The 24,139-nt window shown below is 65.4% G+C and carries 17 protein-coding genes; 2 read left to right on the forward strand and 15 right to left on the reverse strand.

Annotated elements, in window-relative coordinates; all coding sequences use genetic code 11:
* Positions 1-6 precede the first annotated feature (6 nt).
* The 6 genes from AC5P7E_RS10920 to AC5P7E_RS10945 form a co-directional block, all read right to left on the reverse strand.
* Positions 7-1,032 carry an AAA family ATPase gene (locus tag AC5P7E_RS10920; protein ID WP_005410854.1) on the reverse strand — a complete coding sequence of 342 codons (1,026 nt, stop codon included), beginning with the start codon at positions 1,030-1,032 and terminating at the stop codon, positions 7-9.
* A 198-nt stretch (positions 1,033-1,230) separates the two neighbouring features.
* Positions 1,231-3,198, reverse strand: a complete 1,968-nt coding sequence (locus tag AC5P7E_RS10925; RefSeq protein ID WP_005410855.1) for a type IV pilus secretin PilQ — start codon at positions 3,196-3,198, stop codon at positions 1,231-1,233.
* 21 nt (positions 3,199-3,219) lie between these two features.
* Positions 3,220-3,723: a pilus assembly protein PilP gene (locus AC5P7E_RS10930; protein WP_044571441.1), complete on the reverse strand. Its 504-nt coding sequence runs from the start codon at positions 3,721-3,723 to the stop codon at positions 3,220-3,222.
* 26 nt (positions 3,724-3,749) lie between these two features.
* Positions 3,750-4,406 (reverse strand): type IV pilus inner membrane component PilO, encoded by a 657-nt coding sequence (locus AC5P7E_RS10935; RefSeq protein ID WP_005410857.1) that lies wholly within the window; start codon positions 4,404-4,406, stop codon positions 3,750-3,752.
* A complete protein-coding gene (locus tag AC5P7E_RS10940) occupies positions 4,403-5,275 on the reverse strand; it encodes a PilN domain-containing protein (RefSeq protein ID WP_049396146.1) in 873 nt (290 codons plus the stop codon). The genes AC5P7E_RS10935 and AC5P7E_RS10940 overlap by 4 nt, the downstream gene beginning before the upstream one ends.
* Positions 5,275-6,333, reverse strand: coding sequence for a pilus assembly protein PilM (locus AC5P7E_RS10945; protein WP_005410860.1), 1,059 nt, complete (start codon positions 6,331-6,333; stop codon positions 5,275-5,277). Before AC5P7E_RS10945 ends, AC5P7E_RS10940 begins: the two co-directional genes overlap by 1 nt.
* A gap of 219 nt (positions 6,334-6,552) precedes the next feature.
* Between AC5P7E_RS10945 and AC5P7E_RS10950 the strand changes: the two genes are divergently transcribed.
* Both AC5P7E_RS10950 and AC5P7E_RS10955 read left to right on the forward strand, forming a co-directional pair.
* Positions 6,553-8,976 carry a penicillin-binding protein 1A gene (locus AC5P7E_RS10950; RefSeq protein WP_005414349.1) on the forward strand — a complete coding sequence of 808 codons (2,424 nt, stop codon included), beginning with the start codon at positions 6,553-6,555 and terminating at the stop codon, positions 8,974-8,976.
* A gap of 210 nt (positions 8,977-9,186) precedes the next feature.
* Entirely contained in the window at positions 9,187-9,831 is a 645-nt protein-coding gene (locus AC5P7E_RS10955; RefSeq protein ID WP_060380571.1) for a hypothetical protein, read from the forward strand.
* Positions 9,832-10,007: 176 nt separating this feature from the next.
* On the opposite strand, the gene AC5P7E_RS10960 is transcribed toward AC5P7E_RS10955, so the two are convergent.
* The 9 genes from AC5P7E_RS10960 to AC5P7E_RS11000 all read right to left on the reverse strand — a co-directional run bounded on the left by AC5P7E_RS10960 (position 10,008) and on the right by AC5P7E_RS11000 (position 24,110).
* Positions 10,008-10,751, reverse strand: a complete 744-nt coding sequence (locus AC5P7E_RS10960; RefSeq protein WP_111197675.1) for a hypothetical protein — start codon at positions 10,749-10,751, stop codon at positions 10,008-10,010.
* Between the two features lie 69 nt (positions 10,752-10,820).
* A complete protein-coding gene (locus AC5P7E_RS10965; protein WP_329761702.1) occupies positions 10,821-15,110 on the reverse strand; it encodes an ESPR-type extended signal peptide-containing protein in 4,290 nt (1,429 codons plus the stop codon).
* A 67-nt stretch (positions 15,111-15,177) separates the two neighbouring features.
* Positions 15,178-15,885 (reverse strand): pilus assembly protein, encoded by a 708-nt coding sequence (locus tag AC5P7E_RS10970; protein ID WP_197589982.1) that lies wholly within the window; start codon positions 15,883-15,885, stop codon positions 15,178-15,180.
* A 16-nt stretch (positions 15,886-15,901) separates the two neighbouring features.
* Entirely contained in the window at positions 15,902-17,038 is a 1,137-nt protein-coding gene (locus tag AC5P7E_RS10975) for a CblD like pilus biogenesis initiator family protein (protein WP_114619133.1), read from the reverse strand.
* Positions 17,035-19,761 carry a TcfC E-set like domain-containing protein gene (locus AC5P7E_RS10980; RefSeq protein WP_043034089.1) on the reverse strand — a complete coding sequence of 909 codons (2,727 nt, stop codon included), beginning with the start codon at positions 19,759-19,761 and terminating at the stop codon, positions 17,035-17,037. The genes AC5P7E_RS10975 and AC5P7E_RS10980 overlap by 4 nt, the downstream gene beginning before the upstream one ends.
* A 50-nt stretch (positions 19,762-19,811) precedes the next feature.
* On the reverse strand, positions 19,812-20,321 hold the full coding sequence (locus AC5P7E_RS10985; protein WP_012481149.1) for a CS1 type fimbrial major subunit: 510 nt from the start codon (positions 20,319-20,321) through the stop codon (positions 19,812-19,814).
* 518 nt (positions 20,322-20,839) lie between these two features.
* Positions 20,840-21,928 (reverse strand): membrane protein, encoded by a 1,089-nt coding sequence (locus tag AC5P7E_RS10990; RefSeq protein ID WP_012481150.1) that lies wholly within the window; start codon positions 21,926-21,928, stop codon positions 20,840-20,842.
* Between the two features lie 365 nt (positions 21,929-22,293).
* The gene (locus AC5P7E_RS10995; RefSeq protein ID WP_005410870.1) at positions 22,294-23,571 is read right to left on the reverse strand and encodes a citrate synthase; all 1,278 of its coding nucleotides are present in this window, start codon (positions 23,569-23,571) and stop codon (positions 22,294-22,296) included.
* 296 nt (positions 23,572-23,867) lie between these two features.
* Positions 23,868-24,110 carry a type B 50S ribosomal protein L31 gene (locus AC5P7E_RS11000; RefSeq protein ID WP_005410871.1) on the reverse strand — a complete coding sequence of 81 codons (243 nt, stop codon included), beginning with the start codon at positions 24,108-24,110 and terminating at the stop codon, positions 23,868-23,870.
* Between the last annotated feature and the right edge of the window lie 29 nt (positions 24,111-24,139).

Consider the following 24,139-nt stretch of genomic DNA (forward strand, 5'->3'; position numbering starts at 1 on the left):
GCGGGCTCAGGGTGCCGGCACCCGGGCCAGCAGCTCCTGCACCAGGCGTTCGCCATCCCAGCCTTCGGCGGTGGCTTCGTAGCTGGGCAGCACGCGATGGCGCAGCACGTCGGCGGCAACCGCACGCACATCGTCGGGGGTGACGAAGTCACGGCCGGCCAACCAGGCGCGTGCACGGGCGCAGCGTTCCAACGCAATGGAACCACGCGGGCTTGCGCCCCAGGCGATGCGGCGCCCGAGGCCGGCGTCATAGCGCGACGGATCACGCGAGGCCAGCACAAGTTCGACCAGGTAGCGCTCCAGCGCCGGCGCCATGTGCAGGTCCAGCACTTCGCGGCGGGCATCGAACACATCCTGCATCGGCAGCTTCTCCGGTGCGGGTGCCGCCTCGCCCAGGGCGCCACGGGCACGCTCGCGGGCGAGCCGCAGGATCTCCGATTCGGCGGCCTGGTCCGGATAGCCGATGCGTACGTGCATCAGGAAACGGTCCAGCTGCGCTTCCGGCAGCGGGAAGGTACCTTCCTGCTCGATCGGGTTCTGCGTGGCCATCACCAGGAACAGCGGCGGCAACGCATAGGTGTGGCGGCCAACCGTGACCTGGCGCTCGCCCATGGCCTCCAGCAGCGCCGACTGCACCTTGGCCGGCGCACGGTTGATCTCGTCGGCCAGCAGGATCGGGTGGAAGATCGGGCCAGGTACGAATTCGAAGCGCCCTTCCTGCGGGCGCCAGATCTCGGTGCCGGTCAGGTCGGCCGGCAGCAGGTCGGGGGTGAACTGCACGCGGGCGAAATCCGCCTCCAGGCGCGAGGCCAGTGCGCGGATGGCCGTGGTCTTGGCCAGTCCCGGGGCGCCCTCCACCAGCAGGTGCCCGTCGGCCAGCAATGCGATCAACAGGCGTTCGACCAAAGCCGCCTGGCCGACGATTTCGGCCGACAGCGCGTCGCGCAACTGGTTGAAGGCGCCATGCAGGCGGGAGGCGGCCGGCGCGGGCGGCGGCGAGACGGTTTCGGGCATCGGCGGTGGCAGGTTCATGGGGGCCTTTGACCGGCGCGGGACGGCACGGGTTCCCCACATCATCGCAGGGTGCCCTGCGATTGGCATCAAGAACGGCTGAACGGGCCTCTCCTCCACGCATGGCGTGGATCTACCGGATCATCCGCGGACTACGTCCGGCATGAACGAAGAAGGGCCGCACATGGCGGCCCTTGTTCGTGTCGCGGGTTCGCTGGCTCAGTTCTGCCTGGCCACGCGCAGCACCTTCGGGGTGACGAACACCAGCAGCTCGGCCTTGTCCTTGCTGCGGCCACGCTTCTTGAACAGGTTGCCCAGGAACGGTACATCGCCCAGGAACGGAACCTTGCTGATGCTGTTGCGGTCGGTGAACTCGTACACACCACCGATGACCACGGTCTGCCCGTCCTCGACCAGCACTGCGGTGTTCACTTCGCGGCGGTTGATCGACGGCACGGTGCCATAGCCTTCCAGCTGGATCAGCCGGTCCACTTCGTCCTTCTTCACCTGCATGTTGAGGAACACGCGGTTGTCGTTGGTGATGGTCGGGGTGACCTTCAGTTCCAGCACCACTTCCTTGAACTGCACGTTCGGCGTAGCGACACCGCCCGCACCGGCGCTGATGGTCACATAGCCGATTTCCTTACCCTGCTTGATCAGGGCCTCGCGCTGGTTGGTGGTGACCACGCGCGGGTTGGAGATCACTTCACCACGCGACTCCTCCTGCATGGCCGACAGCTCGACGTCCAGCAGGTAGCCGGCATTGAGGATCGACAGCGCAAGCGAGCCTGCCGGGTTGGTGGACGCCGCCGGCATGGCCCAGTTCAGGCCACGGGTGATTGCCGAGCCGACCGGCACCGGCGCCGGGCCCGTACTGCCACCGGCCAGCCAGTCGCGGTAGGCCTTGGCGTTGGTCGCATTGGCTTCGACCTGCGACTTGCGGGTTGCCTCGTTGGCTTCCAGATTGCCGCTGAAGTAGGCGTTGTCGCGGCTGCCACTGATGCCGAACCGCGCGCCCAGCTCACGCGCGAACGTATCGGTGGCGATCACGATGCGGCTTTCGATCAGCACCTGGTCGACCGGGCGGTCGATCACGTTGATCAGCTCACGCATGCGCGCGATCTTCTTCGGAATGTCGCTGATCATCAGCGTGTTGGTGCGCTCGTCGGCAACGATGCGGCCACGGCCGGACAGGAAGCCACTCTCCTCCTGCGACGACCCACCACCACCGCCACCTGCGCCACCACCGCCACCACCGCCGATGCCCTTGGCTTCGGTCAGGGCTTTGAAGATCTGGGTGGCGCTGTGGTAGTTGATCTGGACGTAATCGGTCACCAGGTCTTCGCGGTTCTCGATGGCGATGCGCGCGTCTTCCTTCTCCTGCTCGAACTTGGCCAGCTCGGCCTGCGGGCCGACCCAGATCACGCTGCCATCGCGTCGCTTGTCCAGGCCCTTGGCACGCAGCACGATGTCCAGTGCCTGGTCCCACGGCACGTTGACCAGGCGCAGGGTCACATTGCCCTGCACCGAGTCGGAGGCCACCACGTTGAGGTTGGACTCTTCGGCGATCAACTGCAGCACAGTGCGCACTGGCACGTCCTGGAAATTGAAGGTCACCGGCTTGCCGGTGAAGCCACGCTGGCCGACGGCCTTTGCGGCCTGGGTGACGCTGCCGGCGGTCACTGCACCGACGGCGGCCGGAGCCTGCCGCGCGCTGATCTCCACCACGTATTCGTTGCCGCTCTGGTAGGCCAGCGACTCCACCGCACCGCCGGTGCTCAGCACCAGCTGGGTGCCGGCGCCGGACGGCTTGGCGTCGATGCGCTGCACCGGCGTGGCGAAGTCGACGACGTTCAACGGCTTCTGCAGGTTGGCCGGCAGGCGGGCATTGCCCACGTCGACCACCACGCTGTTGCCCTGCGTGCGCAGGTCCGGGATCGCGCCCTGGCCGTCAAACTGCACGATCAGGCGGCCCGCGCCATCATCGCCGCGCTTGAAATCGATCTTGGCCACCGACAGGCCGGCCGGTGCCGCGGCCGGTGCGACGGTGGTGCCCACCGGCTTCTCCGCCGGTGCGGCGGCCAGCGCCGGAGCGCAGGCCAGCATCAGCGCGACTCCCAACGCGCTGACACGGTTCAAGGTAGAGCGCCGGTTGGGACGCAGCCCCTTGGCTTGGTGAAAGGTCATCGTGCTATCCCCAGTAAACGATCATTGATCTTCAAGCGAGAGCGTTGCCGGCCGTTCCAGCCAGCCACCCGCGCCATCCGGCACCAGTTCGATCAGCTCCACACGGTCTTCGAAGACCGCAGTGACCCGCCCGTCGCTCTGCCCCAGGTAACCGCCCGGGCGCACCCGGTAGGTCACCTTGTCCGGCCCCATCACCAGTGCGACGGTGCCGCCGCCGGTGCCGATGGTACCGACCATGTCCAGTGCGTCCAGCGGGAAGCCCTCCAGGGGCTCCTTGCGCCGGTTCGGATCCGGCCGCAATCCGCCATTCCCCTGCGGATTGGTCCAGGCATCGGTGAACGGATCACGCAGGCCCTGCGCGGAGTATTCGAAGGTCTCGAACTGCTGCATCACAGGCAACGGTTCCAGCGGCTGCGCCGGCCGGGCACGTTCGCCTTCCACCCACTTCTCGAGATTCGGCGCGTCGCCCGGCGTGCTGGTCACGCCACGGCCGCAAGCGGCCAGCAGCAATACGGCAGCGGCCATCCCGCAGCGTGCAAAGAAGGAACGGATCACTTGCTGCCCTCCTTGCCGGCTTCAGCCTTCTGCTGTTCCTGCACCTCGGTTTCGTCGAGATACCGGTAGGTCTTGACCGTGCCGGACAATTCCAGCGCACCGGCACGCGAACCACCGCCAGCCTTGTCCGCCGGCTTCAGATTGATGTCGTGCATGGTCAGGATCACCACGCGCGGCAGCGAGGCCACGCCACTGACGAACGCACCGAACTGGTGGTAGCTGCCCACCATCTTCAGCTTGATCGGCTTCTCGGCGTAGAACTCCTTGACCTGCTCCTGTTCCGGTTCGAACAGCTGGCTGGTCAGGCCGCTGGACAGCGCAGTCTGCGAAATGTCGATGATCAGGTCCGGCATTTCGGTCTTGCTGGGCAGCTGCCGCAGCATCTGCTGCAGCACCTGCTCCATCTGTGCCAGCTGCTGCTTCAGCGGCCCCAGGTTCACCGCGCGTTCCTGCTGCTTGGAGAACTCGGTACGCAGATCGCTTTCCTTCGATTCCAGGCTGGCCAGTTCATCGCGCTTGCCGCTGATCAGCAGCATCCATGCAACGAACATGATGACCAGGGCCAGCAACGAACAGAAGACGATCTTGGCCTTCTGCGGCCAGTTGCCGATGTCGTTGAAATCCAGGTTCTTCAGATCGATTTTCTGGCTCATGCGCGGTCCCCCTGCAGCGGCGCGTAAGAGGCCTGCGGCGGCTGCGCCAGGCGGCTGCCCTCAGGCCTGGCGGCCGGAGCCGGGGCGGCGGGCTGGTTCGGCTTGGCCGGTGCAGGCGCCGGTGCACTGGCGGGTGCTGCGGCCGGGGCCGCCGCCGGTTGGGCCGGGGCCGGTGCTGGTGCAGCAGCCGGGGCCGCCGCATCGGGGCCGGCGGCAAGCGGCGCCACGGCGGGCGTCGCAGCCGGGGCGGCCGCCACGCTGCCATCCGCGTTCAAACCGGCAGTGCCTGTCTCTTCACTCTGCGCCGGCAGCTTCACCGTGACCTTGAACATGTACGGCAGCGCCTTGATGTCCGATACCGGGCCGGCTGCAGTCTTGTCGCCGGCACTGGCCTGGATGATCGACAGCTCCGGGTTGGTCATCCAGCCGGAGGTTTCCAGGTTGCGCATGTAAGCCGACACGCGTGCATTGGACTGGGTGCGTCCCTCGAGGGTGAGCATGTCCCCCTCCTGCTGCAGGGCAGTCAGCACCACGCCGTCAGGAATCGTGCGCACCAACGCGTCGAACAGGTGGACCATCTGCGAGCGCTTGGCCTGCAGTTCCTCGATCACCTTCTTGCGGGCCAGCAGGCGGTCCTTCTGCGCATCGAGGCGGTCGATCTCCTTGTTCTGTTCCTTGACCTTCTCGATCTCGGCTTCCAGATAGGCATTGCGGTCCATCTGGCCGCTCACCTGCCGGTCGTAATAGAACCAGATCAGCAGCGACAGCAGCAGGCCACCGATCGCGGCCATGCCCAGCATTGCGTAGAACTCGCGCTGGCGTTGCTTGCGCCGCTCGGCGCGCCAGGGCAATAGATTGATGCGTGCCATCAGTCGAAGCTCCTCAGCGCCAGACCGGTGGCGATCATCAGCGCGGGGGCATCCTGGGCCAGCGCATGCGCGTTCACCTTCGGGCCCAGGGTCATCTGTGCCAACGGGTTGGCGACCACGGTCGGCACGCCCAGCTGCTCCTCGACCATTTCCGGCAGCCCGCCCAGCACGGCGCAGCCGCCGGCCAGCACGATGTGATCAACGCGGTTGAACTCACTGCCTGCATAGAAGAACTGCAGCAGGCGGCTGATCTGCTGGACCGTGGCTTCCTTGAACGGCTCCAGCACTTCCATCTCGTAGCTTTCCGGCAGCCCGCCCTGGCGCTTGGCCAGGCCGGCCTCCTCGTAGCTCAGGCCGTAACGGCGCATGATCTCGTCGGTCAGCTGCTTGCCACCGAACACCTGTTCGCGGCTGTACAGGCTGCGGCCGCCGCGCAGGACGTTGAGGGTGGTCATGGTGGCGCCGATATCGACCAGCGCGACCACGCCGTCGATGGACACCGGCAGCTCGCTGGCGACCAGGGCGTAGGCGTTCTCGACCGCGAAGGCCTCCACGTCCATCACCTTGGCCTGCAGGCCACCCAGTTCCAGGGCCGACTGGCGCAGTTCCACGTTCTCCGAACGCGACGCGGCCAGCAGCACCTGGACCATCTCCGGGTTGTTCGGGATCGCCCCGATCACCTCGAAGTCCAGGTTCACTTCCTCGATCGGGTACGGAATGTAGTTGACCGCTTCCAGCTCGATCTGGGCTTCCATGTCGTTCTCGTCGAGCTCGGCCGGCATCGGGATCACCTTGGTGATCACCGCCGACCCGGCGACGGCGGCAGCGGCCAGCTTGGCCTTGCTGCCTGAACGGTTCATGGCACGGCGGATGGCCTCACCCACGGCCTCCACTTCCACGATGTTCTTCTCTACCACCGCATTCGGCGGAAGAGGTTCCACAGCGTAATGTTCCACACGGAAACGATTGCCGCTGCGGGACAGCTGCAAAAGCTTTACCGCAGTCGAACTGATGTCGACGCCTACAAGCGGCGACTGACTTTTTGGGATGAGCCCCACGGTTTCTCCCCTGCCGACGGGCACTTGGACGCAAGACCTGCGCCCGAGCATTAATAACGTATTCTTAGCAAATGGCAACGGCCCTGCTGTGAAGTTCCTCACGGATTCACGATGCAGCCCCTGACTGTTCCCCTTGCGCTCCCCGGTGCCGACCCCAGCCGCCACCTTGCGTAATCTATACTCTGCGACCACGAAATTCGCAATCGGAATCTGAACCCGATGACTCGACTCCGCCGCTGGCTGCGCTGGATCTTCCTGATTGTCCTGGTCCTGGCGCTGATCGGCGCGGCCGCCGTGGGCGGTCTGTACTACGCTGTGTCCTCCAAGCTTCCCGACGTGCAGACCCTGCGCGACGTGGAAATGCAGGAGCCGATGTACGTCTATGCTGCCGACGGCAAGCTGATGGCGGTGTTCGGCGAAACCCGGCGCACCCCGATCACCATGAAGGACGTGCCCGAGCGCCTGAAGCAGGCCTTCCTGGCCACCGAGGACGCCCGCTTCTACGAGCATGGCGGCGTGGACTACATGGGCATCGGCCGTGCGGTGTGGCTGCTGGCCACCACCAACGACAAGCGCGTGCCGGGTGGTTCCACCATCACCCAGCAGGTGGCCCGCCAGTTCTTCCTCAGCTCCGAGTACAGCTACACCCGCAAGCTGGCCGAGATCCTGCTGGCACGGAAGATCGAGTCCGAGCTGAGCAAGGACGAGATCTTCGAGCTGTACCTGAACAAGAGTTTCTTCGGCAACCGCGCCTACGGCGTGGCCGCCGCCGCCGAGTTCTACTACGGCAAGAAGCTGAACGAGCTGGACCTGGACGAGATGGCCTCGCTGGCCGGCATCCCCAAGTTCCCGTCCTCGGGCAATCCGATCTCCAATCCGGAGCGCGCCCGCCAACGCCGCGACAATTACGTGCTGCAGCGCATGGCCGACCTGAAGTTCGTCAGCCAGGCCGAGGCCGACGCGGCCAAGGCCGTACCGATGCATGCCACTGCCCATGAGCCGCCGGTGCAGGTCGACGCGCCGTACGTGGCCGAGCTGGTGCGCCAGGAAATGATCGCCCGCTTCGGCGGGGATGTGGTCAACAAGGGTTACCACGTCACCACCACCATCGACTCCACCCTGCAGACCGCCGCCAACCAGTCGGTGCGCGACGGCCTGCTGCTGTACGACCACCGCCACGGCTGGCACGGCGTGGAGAAGCAGGTGCAGGTGGGTGCCGGCGAAGACGCCGCCGCCCTGGCCGAGCACCTGCGCGGCATGTACGGCCAGGCCGGCCTGCTGCCGGCGATCGTCGCCAGCACCGGCGCCGATGGCAGCGCCACCGTGGTGCTGGCCAACCGCAGCGAGATCGTGCTGCCGGCGGGTGCCGCCAAGTGGACCAACAAGACCCCGGGCAAGCTGGTGCAGCGCGGCGACATCGTGCGCGTGCGTGCCGGTGCCAAGGAAGGTGAGTGGCTGCTGGACCAGATCCCGCGCGGCCAGTCCGCGCTGGTCTCGCTGGACGCCCACAACGGCGCCCTGAAGGCGCTGGTCGGTGGTTTCAGCTTCTCCGGCAACAAGTTCAACCGCGCCACCCAGGCCCGTCGCCAGCCGGGTTCGAGCTTCAAGCCCTTCATCTACGCCGCGGCCTTCGACAAGGGCTACAACCCGGCCTCGATCGTGCTCGACGCGCCCGTCGTGTTCCGCGACCGCCGCGGCAAGACCTGGGCCCCGCAGAACGACGGTGGCGGCTTCCGCGGCCCGATGCGCCTGCGCGAAGCGCTGGTGCAGTCACGCAACCTGGTCTCGGTGCGCCTGCTCGATGGCATGGGCGTGGACTACGCGCGCAAGTACATCAGCGAATTTGGTTTCGCCGAATCCGAACTGCCGCCGAACCTGTCGATGTCGCTGGGTACCGCCTCGCTGACCCCGCTGTCGGTGGCCCGTGGCTACGCTGTGTTCGCCAACGGCGGCTCGCGCGTGGACACCTGGCTGATCGACCAGGTCAATGACCGCGACGGCAATCTGGTGTTCAAGGAAAACCCGGCGCTGGCCTGCCGCGACTGCGCCGGCAGCAGCGACCAGCCGGTGAACCAGGTGGTGGACGGCTTCAACTTCGGCGCCCCGGCCCCGAAGGTGGCCCCGGCCGCTGCGGCCAAGGCCGAAGCCAAGACCGAAACCCCGGCCGCGCCGGCCAACCCCGATGCCCGCACCGCTCCGCGTGCGATCGACGCCCGCACCGCCTACCAGCTGGTGTCGATGATGCGCGACGTGGTCCAGCGCGGCACCGGCGTGCAGGCCAAGGTGCTCGGCCGCGAGGACGTGGGCGGCAAGACCGGCTCCACCAACGACCACCGCGACGCCTGGTTCTCCGGCTTCGGCGGCCCGTACGTGACCACCGTGTGGGTGGGCCGCGACGACTTCCGCTCGCTGGGCTACCGCGAGTACGGTGGCAAGGCCGCCCTACCGATCTGGATCGACTACATGCGCACCGCGCTGAAGGACACCCCGATCGCGCAGAACGAGCCGCCCAGCGGCATGGTCCAGGCCACGCTCAACGGCGCGACCGAGTGGGTGAAGGTGGAAGACATGGATCGCCTGACCGACTACGACCTGAACCTCAATACGCCGCAGGCCGACGCCGCCGCGTTCGATATCTTCTAAGAGGCAGGTATGGGTGGGTGCCAACCGTTGGTTGGCACCGATGCGACCCTGGTAGAGGCCAACCTTGGTTGGCGCCCCGTGCCGACCAAGGTCGGCACCTGCCAAAGCATCGGTGGGTGCCAACCGTTGGTTGGCATCTCCGCGCCATACCCACGCAGATGTCACATCCGTGCGCTAATCTGTAGCCAGGTCGCAACAGGGAGTCATCGCATGCATCGCGCCCGTCAGCATGCTGCCAGCCAGACCCGCGAGCGGCGTCACCGCCTCGCCCACGAAGCCGCCCGCCTGATGGCCGAAGGCGGCATCCGCGACTATCACCAGGCCAAGTTGAAGGCCGCCAGCCGGCTCGGCATCCACGACGATGCCTCCCTGCCCCGCAACACCGAGATCGAAGACGCCCTGCGCGAATACCAGCGGCTGTTCGCTGGCCCCCAGCACGGCAGCGAACTGCAGCGCCGCCGCGAGGCTGCCATGCGTGCGCTGGAGTTCCTGCACGGCTTCTCCCCGCGCCTGGCTGGCCCAGTGTTGGAGGGCACCGCCGACGCCAACAGTCCCGTGCAGCTGCACCTGCACAGCGACGACCCGGAAGCCGTGCACCGCTTCCTGGACGAGCACGGCATTCCCGCCGAATCGCGGACGCGCCGCCTGCGCATGGACCGCGAACGCTGCCTGGACGTGCCGGTGTGGGTGTTCAGTGCCGAGGAGCTGACCTTCGACCTAGCGGTGCTGCCGTACGACGCCCTGCGCCAGGCCCCACTGTCACCAGTGGATGAGAAGCCGATGCGACGTGCGTCTGTCGCGCAGTTGCGGCAGGTGCTGGCCGAAGCGGAGATCAGCGCGTACATCGGCGGATGACGGTAGCGCCGGCCCATGGCCGGCGAGCGCAGCGGTACCTGCCTTTGGTGGGTGCGGACCGTTGGTCCGCACCGTGCTTCAGGCAATCGATTGCTGGCCGAAGAGCAGTCGAGCGCGGCTCGACTCTACAAAAGCTGCGCTACCTGCTCTGGCAGATGGCGCCCATCATGCTCCCGCTACCAGACGAAACGGGTATCGCGCAGCGGGTCGCTGAGCAGCCGCGGCAGCCACGGTACTGGGGCTCGCTGCGGATACTCCCGCATCATCTGTGCATGCATGACCTGCAGGCCCCGCAGCAACCAGATCTGGTCATAGATGTCGTTGAACCCATCCGACCACCCACTCTTCACCCGCTCATGCTCGACCGCCTCCAACGACGGCATCTGGTCCAGCGACACCTCCAGGATCGTCAACAGTGCTGTGTTGATCTGCGCATTCTCAACACCCGCCCTGCGCACATCCTCCAATCGAGCGCGAATCCGTCGGCAGTCGTACGGGACGCACCCACCCGTGGCGGTGATGTAGTCGGCAATATCCGCCAGCATGTCGGCTTTCAGCCGCCACACCACTTCGCTGTCCATCACTTGGCGTACCCGCATCGTGCGTAACGTGCTTGCCCGCACCTCTTCCGGCGTAGTGAACGGGGCCCCCGGCGTGCTGCCCGCGTGGCGCACCAGCACTATGCGATGGATCGCCTCGCTGGTGACGCCGTCGATGCGCAGCGCCGCTGCCTGAGGGTGCACGCGCGGCGGCGGCACGCCCAGCATCTGCCACAGGTACCACAGCACCAGCAGCAGACCGGCGATGCACAGCCCGCTCATCAGCGTCCACAGGTCCAGGTTCCGGGTGTAGTAGCGAAAGCGCGCCCGCCAGATATAGAACGTGCGATAGCTGATAATTCCGCGTACCCATCTGTACATTGCCATCTCCTCGGCAAGGACCCCGGCGCGGCGGGGTTCATTACGCGCACCACGCCGGGGCCGCATGGCTTACCAGCCGATGCCCACGCCGACGCCCATGCTGCGTTCGCCGCTGTTGGTGAACGCGCCATTGAGGCTGAAGGTGGCCGAGCCCTTCTCGTTGAGCACACGCTGGTAGCCCACCGCCATCGCCGACTCACCCTCGCTGTAGCCCACGCCCGCACCCAGGCGGTTGTAGGTGGCCAGGCCGGCGGTGTTCATCGCCATCGCGGTCTGCGCGCTGCTCATCGCCGCCATGCGGTTGAAGCGCTTGTCCATCTTGTCCAGGCGACGCTCGAAGTTGCTGATCGCGCCATCGGTGTACTCGTTGGCGCGGGCCAGCATCTTCTCCAGCTCGGCGGTGTCGACCTGCGGCTTCGGGGTGTCCTCCTTCTTCGACTTCGGCTGCGGCGTGGGCTTCTCACCCTCGCCTGCCGACGCCACCTGCTGGTCGCCTTCGGCCTGCGGCACCGGCGCTTCCGGTTCGGGCACCGAAGCCACCGCCATTGCCTGCGGCTGCGGCGCATCGATGCGCTGCTCCAGCCCGTCCATGCGGCCGTTGAGCTGCTGTTGCATCGAGTGCAGCTGGCCGCCATTGACGGCATCACGACTGCCGGCCGCAATCAGGCCATTGGCCACGTTGGAAATGACCATGCCGTGGGTTCCGGCCAGGGTGAGCTGGTTGAGACCGTCGGCGCGGACGGAGGGCGTGTCCTGGAACACGCTGCGCAGCTGCGACTCGACCTGGTTCACCCGCGAGCGGTTGCTGACCACTGCGCCGTCGAGCGCTTCCAATGCACCATTGAGCGTGGACTGGGACTGGCCCTGCACGGTGAAGCTGGGGCCGACGATGTTGCCGTTGGCATCGACCTCACCGCCGAGCGCGGACAGCGCGCCGCGTAGCTGGCCGACGGTGGCGGCGTTGTGGTTGGCGGTGCCGTTGGCGATGTTTACGAGGCGGCGTTTAAGATCGCTGTTTCCAAATGAAACAACGCCATTCTCACCGGCCACCGAACCTTGGCCCAAGGCAACACTCAATTGGGCGCCGGCCTCAACTACAGATCCCGTGCCCAGCGCCATTCCCCCTTTCTCGGCGACGTAGGATCCGGCTCCCAATGCGAAACCAGCTTCTGCGCTCTCCGCTACGGTCGCGGCACGCCCAAGTGCAACCGAATTCTTCGCGTGCGCCCCCGAGAATGCTCCTACTGCGGTGCCGCCCTCTGCAGTGACGGAAGCTACCGCACCATTTCCAAGTGCCACGCTGTACTGTCCAGCGCGCGCGGGAGCTGCCCCATCCTCCCTTCCAGTGTCAAAGAGCATGCTCTTTCTTTCAACCGCCAAAATGCGGAGATTCGAGGAGAACAGCTGACCTCCAGTCACAGCGTCATTGCTACCGGCGCCAAGGCTAGCATCAGCTATCCCAGTGACTCTTCGGTTAGCGCCATCGCTGTTCCGCACATCGATCAGGGCGCCACTGTTCCTTTCACCCAAACGGACAGTTCCCGTTTCTGCCACCTGCCCGACCAGACCACTCAGCGTGGATGTTTCAACCAGAGCCTTGGTCGATTCCAGTCTCGCAACATCCGCTGTACTTTGAGCAGCGATCACGTTTGCGTTTGTCTCGTTCAGCTGCGCACCATTGACGGCATCTCGGCTGCCGACCGACACATCTCCGTCCGACACGCCAGTCAAACGCGCACCGCCGAAGTCGATTGGGCCGCTAGCATCCAGTCCACGCATTGCCTGTTCGCCGACCTCTCGCTCCTTTCGCATCGCCTCCAGATCATTCCGATTCTGCGAGATCTTCTGCTCTGCGGCGTACAGCTGGCTACCGGTTACAGCATCACGACTTCCTGGCGCCACTCGTCCATCAGCCAAGTTGGTCAGCACCATGCCGTTCGCGCCACTGAGCGCGATCTGGTTCATGCCGTCGGCACGGGTCGACGGCGAGTCCTGGAAAATCGAGCTGAGCTGACCTTCGACTTTGTCCGCACGACGGCCTGCGGTGATGACGGCGCCATCAAGCGCCATCAGTGCGTCTTCGACCGTGTTCTGCTTTGCGCCTTGGATCGAGTACGTCGGAGCCACAATGTTGCCGTTTGCATCCATGCCTGCCCCCGCTCCAAGCGTTGACAGCACCTCCTTCACCTGGGCAATCGTCGTACCATCAGCGTCACCCGTGCCCCTGCCAACATTCACCAAGCGACGCTGAATCGAAGTGCTTCCCAGCGAAATGGTCAATGCCTCGTTCGCAACAGAACCACTGCCGAGAGCAACGGCATCGGATGCACCACTCATAACGTAACTTCCAGCCCCAATCGCCACTCCATTTTGATGCTCCACTCGAGCACGAGCGCCAAGTGCGAAGCCATTTGATGCCGTCTCCGCAACCCCGGCAGCCCTGCCCAGAGCGACTGAATTGTTTCCGAGTGCCTTCGCATAACTCCCCAGTGCGACGGCTCCCTCACCGGACAATGAAGCTTCTGAAGAATCTCCCAAAGCCACTCCTAGGCGCCCTGCCCTCGCGGCCTCATCATCAACCGGAGATCCGAAAGAGGAGTATCTCGAATCGGCTTCGATCTTATTCACGCGTTGGAGAGCATCAAGCAGGCCACTCTGAGTGGTCGCTATAGCCTGATTTGCTGAATACAACTGCCGCCCGGACACCGCTTCATTGCTGCTTGCGGTCAATGCAGCCTCAGCAACACCACTAACCTTTCGGTTTGCATTGGCATTGTTGCGCACATCCAACACCGTTCCGCTGTTCTTCTCACCCAAGCGGACATTACCGGTTGCCGACACCTGCCCCACCAGGCCACCCAACGTCACCGCCTGAGCCAGTGCCTTGCCCGCATCCATCTTGGCAGTGTCCGCAGCGGTCTGTGCCTTGGCGACATTCTCATTGGTCGTGTTCAACTGCTTGCCAGTCACCGCTTCAGTGCTGGATGTGCTCAGCGTGGCGTCGGCCACACCGGTCACCTTGCGGTTGGCATTGGCACTGTTGCGGACATCCAGCGAGGTACCACTGTTCTTCTCGCCCAAGCGGACACTGCTGGTGGACGAAGTCTGGCCGATCAGGCCGGTCACCGTGGTGACCTGGGCCAGCGCCTTGCTGGCATCAGCCTTGGCCACATCCGCAGCGGTCTGCGCCCTGGTGACATTACCATTGGTCGTGTTGAGCTGGCGTCCGTTCACAGCTTCGGTGCTGGTCGTCGTCAGCGCGCCGTCAGACACGCCACTCACCTTGCGCGTCGCCAGCACCGCATTGCGCATGCTGACTTCCGTGCCGGTGTTGCTGTTGGCGATGCGTACGATGCCGCCTGCGGAATCCTGCTTGATCATGCCGTCAACCCGCTCGTTCATGGCATGCAGCTGCTTGCCGGTGACCGCATCGGTGCTGGAGGCGGTGACACGACCATCGGCCACGTTCACGATGCGACGGCGCACCGAGGCGCTGCCTACCGACACCGTATTGGTTTCCGTGGCCACCGAGCGGACACCCAGGGCCACGGCGCCCTGTGCGGACGCAGACGCCGCATAGCCCAGCGCAACGCCGTCGATGTACGCGCGCGTATCGCCGCCGATGGCGATGGCACCGGTGTAACCCCAGCTTCCCGCGCGAGCACCGCCACCGATAGCGACCCCCCCCGTGCCCGCACCGGTGTCGACCATTGCCTTGCTTCCCAGCGCCACTGCATCTACACCGTTGGACAATGCGTTGGCACCCAGCGCCAGGGCATTCTCCTTTTCCGCGCTGGAGCCGCTGCCAACGGCCACCGCATTCTGCCGGGTGGCCGCAGCATCGTTGCCCACGGCCGTAGCCCCAAGTGCTCCGGTGTATGCGTTCGCACCCATTGCCAGTGCGTGGCCGCCATTGGCACTGGCGTTGTACCCAAAGGCAACACTATCGACGCCACTGGTCCTCGCCTTGAAGCCAAACGCGGCGCTGTTCTGCCCGTCTATCCGGGCACCGATGCCAAATGCGGTGGTGTTGTCGCCTTTCATGTTCACGCCTGCACCGTAGCCAAGCGAGTTCAGGCCGTTGGTCAGTGCATAGCCGACAAACATGGTGTCGTCATAGCGACCTGTGATGGGTGAACAGGAGACAAACTCGCCATTTCCCAGATTGAAGGGATCGCACCCAATGTAGTAACGGGTCTTGGCGTGCACCTCTCCGCCCGCCAACATCAGCGCGACCATCAGCAGTCCACCGGCGCCGGTTATGCGGCTCGATTTCCTGCCACAGGGCCTGGTCAGCTCGCTGGCCACCTCCCAGCAGCCTTTGGCGTGATTCCAGATACGACGATAGATTCGATTCATGTGTTTCTCCTTAACAGGACAAGGAAAGTGAGCCCCGTGCCGGGCACGGGGCGGGCAAAGTGCGGGCTCAGGTCGCCGTCGGTTCGATCGTCCGCACGTGTTCGCGATAGCCATCGCGGGTGAGCCGGTAACGCAGTTGCAGCGAGTTGCCCGGCTGAAGCTGGAACGGCAGCGTCAGTGCGGCATCGGGGTAGAGGCTGTGCGACACGGGGTGTGGCGTGCAGGCACCCGCGGCCGTGCACTGCTCGGCACCGATGATTCCCACGCGCAGCGTGCCGGTGTTGTGCAGCGTGTTGTCCTGGAGGCGCAGGTCCACCACGCCATCGTCGGGGGTGACATTGACCAGCGCCCCCCAGACCAGGCTGACGCCGATGTTTGCCTGTGCGCCTTCGCCGTCTTCGAGGGGAGCGTCATCCGGCCCGCGCACACCTTCAAAGTAGAGGCGATAGGCCGTTTCCTTCTGGACCTGTTGCAGCGGAATCACCCGGATCAGGCGATTGCCGCCGCCGGAAAGTGCGAACTTGCCGGGGGTGATGGCAATCGCCGCATCCGAGGCTTCCATCTCCTGTTCCTCTTCGGCAGGCGTGGCGGGATTGACGATGCGCCGCAGGCGGGTCTGCACGTACTGCGGAATGGTCGACTGCGAGTACACGCGGATCTGAGTGCCGCGCTTGGCATCCACCGCTGCGCGCATCGGGTGAATGGAAAGGTTGGCGTGTGCCGGCAGTGCAAGCAGAGCGCTCACCGGCAGCAGGCAGAACAGCAGCTTCTTCATGGCAGGCTCCTCGGGATCAGGGTTTGGCAGTGGGGACATCCAGCACCACGGTCAGCTCGCCCTCGTACAGGCCGGGGCGCTGGCTGGCGATAGGGGTGGGCGGTGTTTCCAGGGTCAGCGGCGTGGGCACGCAGTACACCGGCTGGCTGATGCCCGGCAGCATCACCAGCCGCAGCTGTGCGCTGTCGATGCCGCGCAGCTGCTGCTTGACGTTGTGCTTCATCGCCAGGCGGTGGCCGCCGTAGTCCAGGTGGACGCGGTAGTCCAGGCGCTGGCTGGCATCGCTGCCGCCATCGCGGTGCCAGAGCGAGAAGTCCGATCCCGCAGGTGGGCGTGGACCGCTGTCGCGAACCGTGACGTCGAGGTACTCGCTCTGCGAACCCAGGCCGTCGTACAGGCACATGTCCAGTTGCTTCCTGCCACCCACGACCTTCTGGATGGGGTCGTAGCGCAGGTCGAGATTGACCAGCGGCGCGACGGTGTCGAAGGTCGGGAAGTAGATCGAAATCGCGTCGTAGTCAGTGACCTGGAAATCGAAGTTGAATATGTATCTTGCAATGTATCGACCTGATGGATCCCTGAGATCCAACTCCAACGTCCCCACCCAATGACCGGCAGTTAGTCGCTCAAGCTGCGAACCAAAAAGATGGAGATCCGCTCCAGTTCCAGCAGGCTCTTTCCAGTCGCAGAATGCTCCATAGCTACTCCACATGGCGTATCTCGTACTCGACCAGAATTCGGTCGTGCATGCGGCGGTGGAGTCCGCACGATAGACGGCAGCGTCAATATTCAACTCAGCTCGCTGACCACCTCTCGATTCAACAAACTGGAGATGGATGATCCCACCACGGATAGAAGCTTCGCCGGTGTCTTGTTCGGGGCATCGACCGGACTTTGAGTCTGTCCTTGACGTACATGTAAAATAGAGAAGTCCGTACATCTTGGCCGGGTCCCTGTCGTACGCGATCAAAGTTTTTGGCGCCCATATCTCAATATCTCCGGGCATCGCTGAGCGATCCCAGCTCATGACAATGTCCTGGGTAATGACGCCAGTAGGTGGATCTGTATCCGGAGGCCGTTGCGCCCACGCCCGCGGCATCACCAGCACGAGCGCACACACCAGCATCAACACGAACATCCAACGCCGGTTCATGGCGTACCTCCTGCAGCAGCGGTCCGGGGCGTGGCGGCAATCAACGCGCGTTCCTGCAGCAGGCGGGTCACGCGGGCCTGCTGGCGGATCTCGGCCGGCAGCTGGGCCACGGCCAGCGGCTCGCAATGCACGGCACCGACCAGCAGCACCACCTGGCGGCGCTCGCGCACCTGCAGCGGGCAGTGCAGCAGGCGGTCGTCCTGCAGCAGGTACAGCGTCGTTTCGCGACGCGGGAAATCGGCGACGAAGCCGCCGTTGGCGCTGGTGCCGGGCACCGGCGCGTTGAGAATGCGGGCGCCGCCCAGCGGCGCACCGGCCAGGTCACGGGCATGGCCGATGAAGGTGTAGGTCACTTCGATCGGCACCGGCATCCGCATCAGCTTGCCGGGCGTGAGGAACATCGGCCGTGCACCGCCCACGCCGGTCACGCGGATGGCGGCGATGCTGTCCAGCGTGCTGGCGTCCTGCACTTCGGCACGTTGCGATTGATAGGCCGGCAGCGGCAGCAGCCGGCGTTCGCCGATCTGCAGGCGTTGCCTGCGCAGCCCGCCCACCTGCAGTTCGGCGGCCACGCCGCGCAGATCGGCGTCATCGGTATCGGCCACCTGCACGGCGAGGCCGGCGTCGGCGCCGTTGGCACCGCTCCAGTAGAAGCCGCGACGGCCGAGCGCGAAGCCGGAACTGTGTGCGCCGCTGTAGCCGGTCTCGCTGCGGCCACGCTGCTGGTAACGGGCCACGCTGGCGCTGGTGTGGCCGATGCCATTCTGCAGCTGGCCGCCCAGTGAAGCGCTGTAGCGCTCGTTGTTGTTGGCGCGCAGCTCGGCGGACAGCTCGCGGTACTGTGTATCCAGTTCCTGGCGCAGGCTCTGGCCGACGCTGTAGTCGATCGCCGGGCGCTGATGCTGCGGCTGGCGCACATCCACGGCATAGCGGCGCTGTCCATCGCCGGCAGCACTGCGGTGCCGACGGCTCAGGCTGAGGTTGACGTAGATGCCACGGTCGCGCTCGGTGCTGCCACGCACGCTGTCGGTGCTGTTCTGCCGCCACACGCCCACGCGCGTGGAGACACTGAAATCCTGCCAACGGTGGCTGCGGCTGAAGCTGGCCTGCCAGGTGCGGCTGAGCAGCGGCTCGCGGCGCGGTTCCAACGGCCCCGGCGGCAACAGCGGCTCAAGCCCGAACGACGGATCCTGCTCGAACTCCGGCCGGTGCCAGCCGATGCGCCAGGTCTGGCGCCGGGTGTAGCCCACGTAAACATTGCCGCCCGCCAGCGGCAGCGACATCGAGCCACTGAGCGCGTTGGTGCAGCCCAGCTGGTCGCGCGCCTCGGCCTCGAACTGGCAGGCCTTGCCACGCATGCGCTGCTGGTAGAGATTCCACGACGCCGTGCGCCGGTACGACAGCTGGTGCTGCTGCCCGTTGCTGCCGTCGCTGCCACGCATGCCGCTGAAGGTGGCGCGTACTTCCTGCGTGGCCATCACCCTGCGCAGGTCCAGGCGGAGCTCGCCGTAGCGGTGCCCGCCGAACGTGGCGGCACCGGCGGTCATCGCCGCGTCGCGGCCCAACGGCACGCGCACGCCGGCCATCGCGATACGCTCGCCATCGAAAGCATCGCTGCGGCGTTCGTTGCGGTGGCCACCCTGCACGAACCATTGCCACTGGCTGTTGGTCCAGTCGCCGCCCTTGTCGAAGGGCGCCTCCTCGGTGCGCACCAGCACACCGTCCTCGTAGATGCGCATGCGCACCAGGTAGTTGCCGAACGGGAAATTGCGGGTGTCGATCTGGTTGATGCCGGCCTGCAGGTAGAAGGTCTGCAGCAGGCGCTCGCCATCGAACACGTCCACCCGCGCATCGCGCGCCAGTAGCACGGTCAGCGGGCTGGCCTGCACCGCCGCGTCGGTGTCCACATAGGCCTGGGTGGTACCGAGGCGTGCGCCCTGGAAGCGGTCCAGCGGCAGCATGCTGAAGCTGAAAGTGCCGCCCTGCGGGCTGGACAGGTTGCGGCGGTCCATGCGCCCGGCCTGCAGGTAGTGCGCCGGCCCCAGGTCGTGGCGGTAATAGACGTTGTCGAACTGGAAATCGTCGTCGCTGTGGCTGCGATAGCGCTGCTGGTTGTAGTACCACTCGGCCGACAGGTGGCCGCGATCGAACAGGCCCAGCGTGCCGACGCCGCGTGCCGACAGCGACTGGTAGTCACGGCCACCACTGAGGTTGAGCGTCTGCTGATGCAGGAACGCGTTCTCGGCATTGGCGGTGACCGTGTGGAAACGCTCGGCGGCAGGCTTGCCGGGAATCCACTGGCGCGCCACGAACAAGCGCACCGCGCCCTCGCCTTCGTCATACAGCGCGCGCACCTCGTCGGGAGCTTCCGGCGGATCGATGTAGCCGCAGCCGGCGCTGGCACCACCGAAGCGGCAGGCCAGATGGCTGTTGCGCGGCAGCGGCTGCGACAGCGCAGGCAGCAGGGCGGCCTGCGCCTCGGCAGGCAGGTCCAGTGACTGCAGCACGCGCGCGGGATCTTCCAGCTGCACGTGCTCCAGGGTCACGCGCACCGGCGACAGCCCGGCCGAGCGGCCGAACAGCTGGATGTCGAGTTGTTCGGTCTGGCCTTCGACCAGATCTTCAAAACCGGGCGGGACGCCGCGCGCGGCCGCCAGCGGAGTGGACAACGCCAGGGCGAGCGCGACCGCCAGCCGGGTGACGGCGGGGGCGTGTAGGGTCATGGGGGCACCGCTGCAAGCGGCCGGCCCGGGATGCGGGCCGGCGCGGGGGATTACGGCGTAGCCGCCTTCTGGTTCAGCACGACGTTGACCAGGCCGCTGTACGCGCCCTTGGTGAGGATCGGCGCCGGCGTGGTCTGTGCGATGGTCAGCGGCATCGAGATCGAGGCGCCCGGGGTCGAGCCCGCACCGTTGAACAGGTCAGCGGCCTTGTACTCGATGGCGGCTGCACCCAGCGCGCGGTTGTTCAGGCTGATGGTCATCGGCACGGTCACGGTGCCGGTCTCGTTGGCCAGGAAGAAGCTGCCATCGATACGCGCTTCGATATCCGCCTTGTCATCGTTGGAATGGATACGCACGCGCTGCGTGTTCGGAATCAGGCCACGCAGCGGATCGTGGGTCAGGGTGACCATGTCCGGCAGCGGGGTGCCGTCATCGCGCAGCAGCGCCAGGGTCGGGTCGACGTCGGCGTAGACGGAGATCTTGGTTTCCACGGCGTGCGCGGACAGCGAAGCAGTGGCCAGCGCTGCAGCGAGCGCGGCCTTCTTGATAATGGCGTGCATGGGTGTCTCTCTCGGACAGGGGGAATATGAAAGCCCCCCTCCCCTAAGGAGAAAGGGAGGGAGGCGCCGCCCGCAGAGGTGGTTGCGGGCGACGGAGAGAATGTTAGGAATCCATTGCCATGCAGGCCATTCAAGCATTCCTAAAACGTTGGAGGTTAAGGAGGATTCTTGAAGGCGCTCAATGTTTGAGGGTTATGCAAACTCCCTCACTGCTTGAATGCAATAAACCTCATTGCCTTGGGTTTGTAGAGTCGGCTGTTAGTCGACTGCTCTTCCGATACTGCGCGAAGCACACACGCTGCGCGCGTGAGTCGAGTACGGCTCGACTCTACAGCGGGTCATCCACGCATGGCGTGGATCTGCTGGATGGCATCAGGCCGCCCTTCGGCGGCCTGATGAGACATCGCGTTGGCGCACGATCAGAAGAAGATCGCGTACAGGATCAGCAGCGGAATCGGTACGCCCAACAACCAGAGCAGAATCATTTTCATTGCAGGTCTCCTTGCGTGGAAGGCGGGTTACAGATCGCGGCGGCGGCCGCCCCAGGTGGCGCTGAGGCTGGCGAAGAACGCACCGATCAGCAGGGTGATGAACAGCCACAACGCGGCATAGGCGGTCGCCTTTCGGGCATCGTCGGCGGCCTGCTTGGCGGTGTTCCTGGCCTTCTCCAGCGCCGCACGCATGCGCGTCTGCACATCGGTCACGCGCGCCTGCGCTTCGGCCGGGCTCATGCCGGTTTCGCGCGCGATCAGCTGCGCCAGGTACTGGGTGTCGGCCGGATCCAGGCCATCGCCCTGCAGGCTGTTGACGATGATGCGGTTCACTTCGGCACGCACTTCGCGGCGGTCACCCATCGGGCCATTACCCGGCATCGGGCGCGGCGGCAGGCCTACGCGCACATCGCGCGGCCCGACGCTTGCAGCCGGCGGCGGTGGGGCCGGATCTGTCGCCGCCACGCCGGACGCTGCATCAGGCGCGCCCGGGGCCGGCGGCGCGCCTGCAGCTGCCGGACCCGCATCGGTAGCGTTGCGGAACAATGAATCCACCCAGTAGTTGAGGTCGCCTTCCGGGGCCGCCGCGGCAGTGCTGCCCGCGCCCGCGGCAGCAACGCCGGCCGTGGATGCGGCAACGCCCGCGGCGGCACCGGCCACCTTTGCGCCGGCGCCCAGCACGCCACCGATTGCCGATGTGAGCAAGCCCGCGGTCAGCAGCGTGGCGACGGCCCACGACACGAAGCCATGCGCGGTATCGCGGAAATAGGTTTCATCGCCATGGATCTGCGTCCACTTGGTACGCAGGCGGCCCGCCAGATAGCCACCCAGGCCGGACGCGGCCAATGCGGTGAAGGTGAGCCAGATGATGCTGGACCAACCGAAGGTCTCTTTGCTGACGCCTTCGAACGACCATGGCGACACCGACGACAGGCCGAGGCCAACACCGAGGATCAGCAGGATGAGGGAGAGTGCAGCGGCAGCGGTGGCGCCAGCGAAGATCGCGCCCCAGGAAACGGCGCTTTCGCTGGGAGGGGCGACGATCGGGGCGGTGACGACGGCGGCGACGTCAGGGCCGAGCGGTCCGCGCTCGGGTGGGTCGAATCGGGTACTCATCGGGATGGACGCTCCATTTCAGGTGCTGCGGATGCAGCTGGCGTCCTGAGGCTGCGCGAGCGCTTGTGAAGCTGGCGAGACCCTTGAATCACGCGGTCTTGGCACGATGAAGCGCGTGCCAACCAAGGTTGGCACCTACCGAAGGCGGGTGCGGCGGTAGATCCGCGCCATGCGTGGATGGGAAAGCGTGCCAACCAAGGTTGGCACCTACCGAAGGCGGTTGCGGTGGTAGATCCGCGCCGTGCGTGGATGATTTTTCGCGGGCGCCGAAATCGTGCGGACCAACGGTCCGCACCCACCAGGTCCGCTCAAAAAAAAACGCCCCGCGGATGCGGGGCGTTCTCGGCACAACCTACGCGGGGCGATCAGCCCTGGTAGTCGCGCACGTCGCTGCCGGTGTAGACCTGGCGCGGACGGCCGATCTTCATTTCCGGATCAACCTGCTGTTCCAGCCAATGCGAGACCCAGCCGGAGGTACGGCCCAGGGCGAACATGACGGTGAACATTTCGGTCGGGATCTGCAGCGCCTTGTAGATGATGCCGCTGTAGAAATCGACGTTCGGGTACAGCTTGCGGGCGACGAAGTACTCGTCCTGCAGGGCGGCCTGTTCCAGCTTCACGGCCACGTCCAGCAGCGGATCCTGCACGCCCAGCTGCTTGAGCACCTTGCTGGTCATCTCGCCGATGACCTTGGCGCGCGGGTCGAAGTTCTTGTAGACGCGGTGGCCGAAGCCCATCAGGCGGAAGCCGGAGGTCTTGTCCTTGGCCTTGACCACGGCGGACTCGACGTTGTCGGCGCTGCCGATTTCTTCCAGCATCTTCAGCACGGCTTCGTTGGCACCACCGTGGGCCGGACCCCACAGCGCGGTGACACCCGCAGCAACCGACGCGTACGGGTTGGCACCGGTCGAACCGACCAGACGCACCGTCGAGGTCGAGGCGTTCTGCTCGTGGTCGGCGTGCAGGATGAACAGCAGGTCCAGCGCCTTCACCACGTCCGGGTTCAGGTCGTACTGGCCGTCAGCCGACTCGAAGGTCTGCTTCAGGAAGCGGCTGACGTAGTCCAGCGAGGTGTCCGGCTTGTTGGCCGGCAGGCCCTTGCCATGGCGGTAGATCAGCGCCGACAGGGTCGGCACCTTGGCGATCAGGCGCACGGCGGCCTGGCGGCGCTGTTCGGCGTCGGACAGGTCCAGCGAGTCGTGGTAGATGGCCGACAGCTGCGCGATCGCAGCGGCCAGGATGGCCATCGGATGGGCATCCTTGGCGAAGCTGCCGATCAGGGTGTTGATCGACTCATCGACGTTGGCTTCGGCGGTCAGCTCATCGGTGAAGGCCTTCAGCTGCTCGGCGCTCGGGCGCTCGCCGTTGATCAGCAGGTAGGCCACTTCGACGTAGCTCGACTTTTCCGACAGCTGTTCGATCGGGTAGCCGCGGTACAGCAGCACGCCCTTGTCGCCGTCGATGTAGGTGATGGCGGACTTGCAGCTGGCCGTCGCGGTGAAGCCGGAATCGTAGGTGAAGAACCCCGTTTCCTTGGTCAGCTTCGCGATGTCGACGCAGTCGTTGCCAAGGGTGGGTTTGATGACGGGCAGAACGACCGACTTGTCGCCGGCGTTGAGCGTGACCTGATCAAGATCGGACACTGTGTGCGCTCCTTCATGGGAAGGCGCCTGCCCAAGCGCATTGGTCAGGCACGTGAATGACGTCCTCGGCCTGTGCCGGGGATCAGGTCATTATCGCACAGCAGCATTTGCCCGGCGCTAGACAGAAGTCGTATACGACAGGCAGCCAGACACCGGCCATTGAGCGGCCCGGATCGGCAAAAGCGTTGTCACACGAACGCAGTGTTCCGCCCATCCAAACGCCCGTTGGGTTGGCGTTGGGGAAAAACAAACGGCCGCGCAGAGCGCGGCCGTTGGTTCGAAGCTGGATCGACAGATCAGCGCGCGTAGCGCTTCTGGAACTTGTCGATACGGCCCGAGGTGTCGATGACCTTGTGCTTGCCCGTGTAGAACGGGTGCGAAGCCGAGGAAATTTCAACCTTGACCAGCGGGTATTCGTTGCCGTCTTCCCACTGGATGGTTTCCTTCGTCGCCATGGTCGAGCGGGTCAGGATCTTGAAATCGGAGGTGACGTCATGGAAGACGACGTCGCGGTAGTTCGGATGGATATCGGCCTTCATGGGCTCACACCGTAAATGGGCTGGTGGTC

The sequence above is a fragment of the Stenotrophomonas sp. YJH_SMC_25 genome, assembly GCF_059369595.1.

Excerpts from the sequence above, each read along its gene's own strand:
- AC5P7E_RS10920 (WP_005410854.1), bottom strand. The coding sequence starts at position 1,032 with ATGAACCTGCCACCGCCGATGCCCGAAACCGTCTCGCCGCCGCCCGCG.
- AC5P7E_RS10990 (WP_012481150.1), bottom strand. The coding sequence starts at position 21,928 with ATGAGTACCCGATTCGACCCACCCGAGCGCGGACCGCTCGGCCCTGAC.
- AC5P7E_RS10975 (WP_114619133.1), bottom strand. The coding sequence starts at position 17,038 with ATGAACCGGCGTTGGATGTTCGTGTTGATGCTGGTGTGTGCGCTCGTG.
- AC5P7E_RS10940 (WP_049396146.1), bottom strand. The coding sequence starts at position 5,275 with ATGGCACGCATCAATCTATTGCCCTGGCGCGCCGAGCGGCGCAAGCAA.
- AC5P7E_RS10960 (WP_111197675.1), bottom strand. The coding sequence starts at position 10,751 with ATGTACAGATGGGTACGCGGAATTATCAGCTATCGCACGTTCTATATC.
- AC5P7E_RS10925 (WP_005410855.1), bottom strand. The coding sequence starts at position 3,198 with ATGACCTTTCACCAAGCCAAGGGGCTGCGTCCCAACCGGCGCTCTACC.
- AC5P7E_RS10935 (WP_005410857.1), bottom strand. The coding sequence starts at position 4,406 with ATGAGCCAGAAAATCGATCTGAAGAACCTGGATTTCAACGACATCGGC.
- AC5P7E_RS10955 (WP_060380571.1), top strand. The coding sequence starts at position 9,187 with ATGCATCGCGCCCGTCAGCATGCTGCCAGCCAGACCCGCGAGCGGCGT.
- AC5P7E_RS10985 (WP_012481149.1), bottom strand. The coding sequence starts at position 20,321 with ATGCACGCCATTATCAAGAAGGCCGCGCTCGCTGCAGCGCTGGCCACT.
- AC5P7E_RS11000 (WP_005410871.1), bottom strand. The coding sequence starts at position 24,110 with ATGAAGGCCGATATCCATCCGAACTACCGCGACGTCGTCTTCCATGAC.
- AC5P7E_RS10930 (WP_044571441.1), bottom strand. The coding sequence starts at position 3,723 with ATGGCCGCTGCCGTATTGCTGCTGGCCGCTTGCGGCCGTGGCGTGACC.
- AC5P7E_RS10980 (WP_043034089.1), bottom strand. The coding sequence starts at position 19,761 with ATGACCCTACACGCCCCCGCCGTCACCCGGCTGGCGGTCGCGCTCGCC.
- AC5P7E_RS10950 (WP_005414349.1), top strand. The coding sequence starts at position 6,553 with ATGACTCGACTCCGCCGCTGGCTGCGCTGGATCTTCCTGATTGTCCTG.
- AC5P7E_RS10970 (WP_197589982.1), bottom strand. The coding sequence starts at position 15,885 with ATGAAGAAGCTGCTGTTCTGCCTGCTGCCGGTGAGCGCTCTGCTTGCA.
- AC5P7E_RS10965 (WP_329761702.1), bottom strand. The coding sequence starts at position 15,110 with ATGAATCGAATCTATCGTCGTATCTGGAATCACGCCAAAGGCTGCTGG.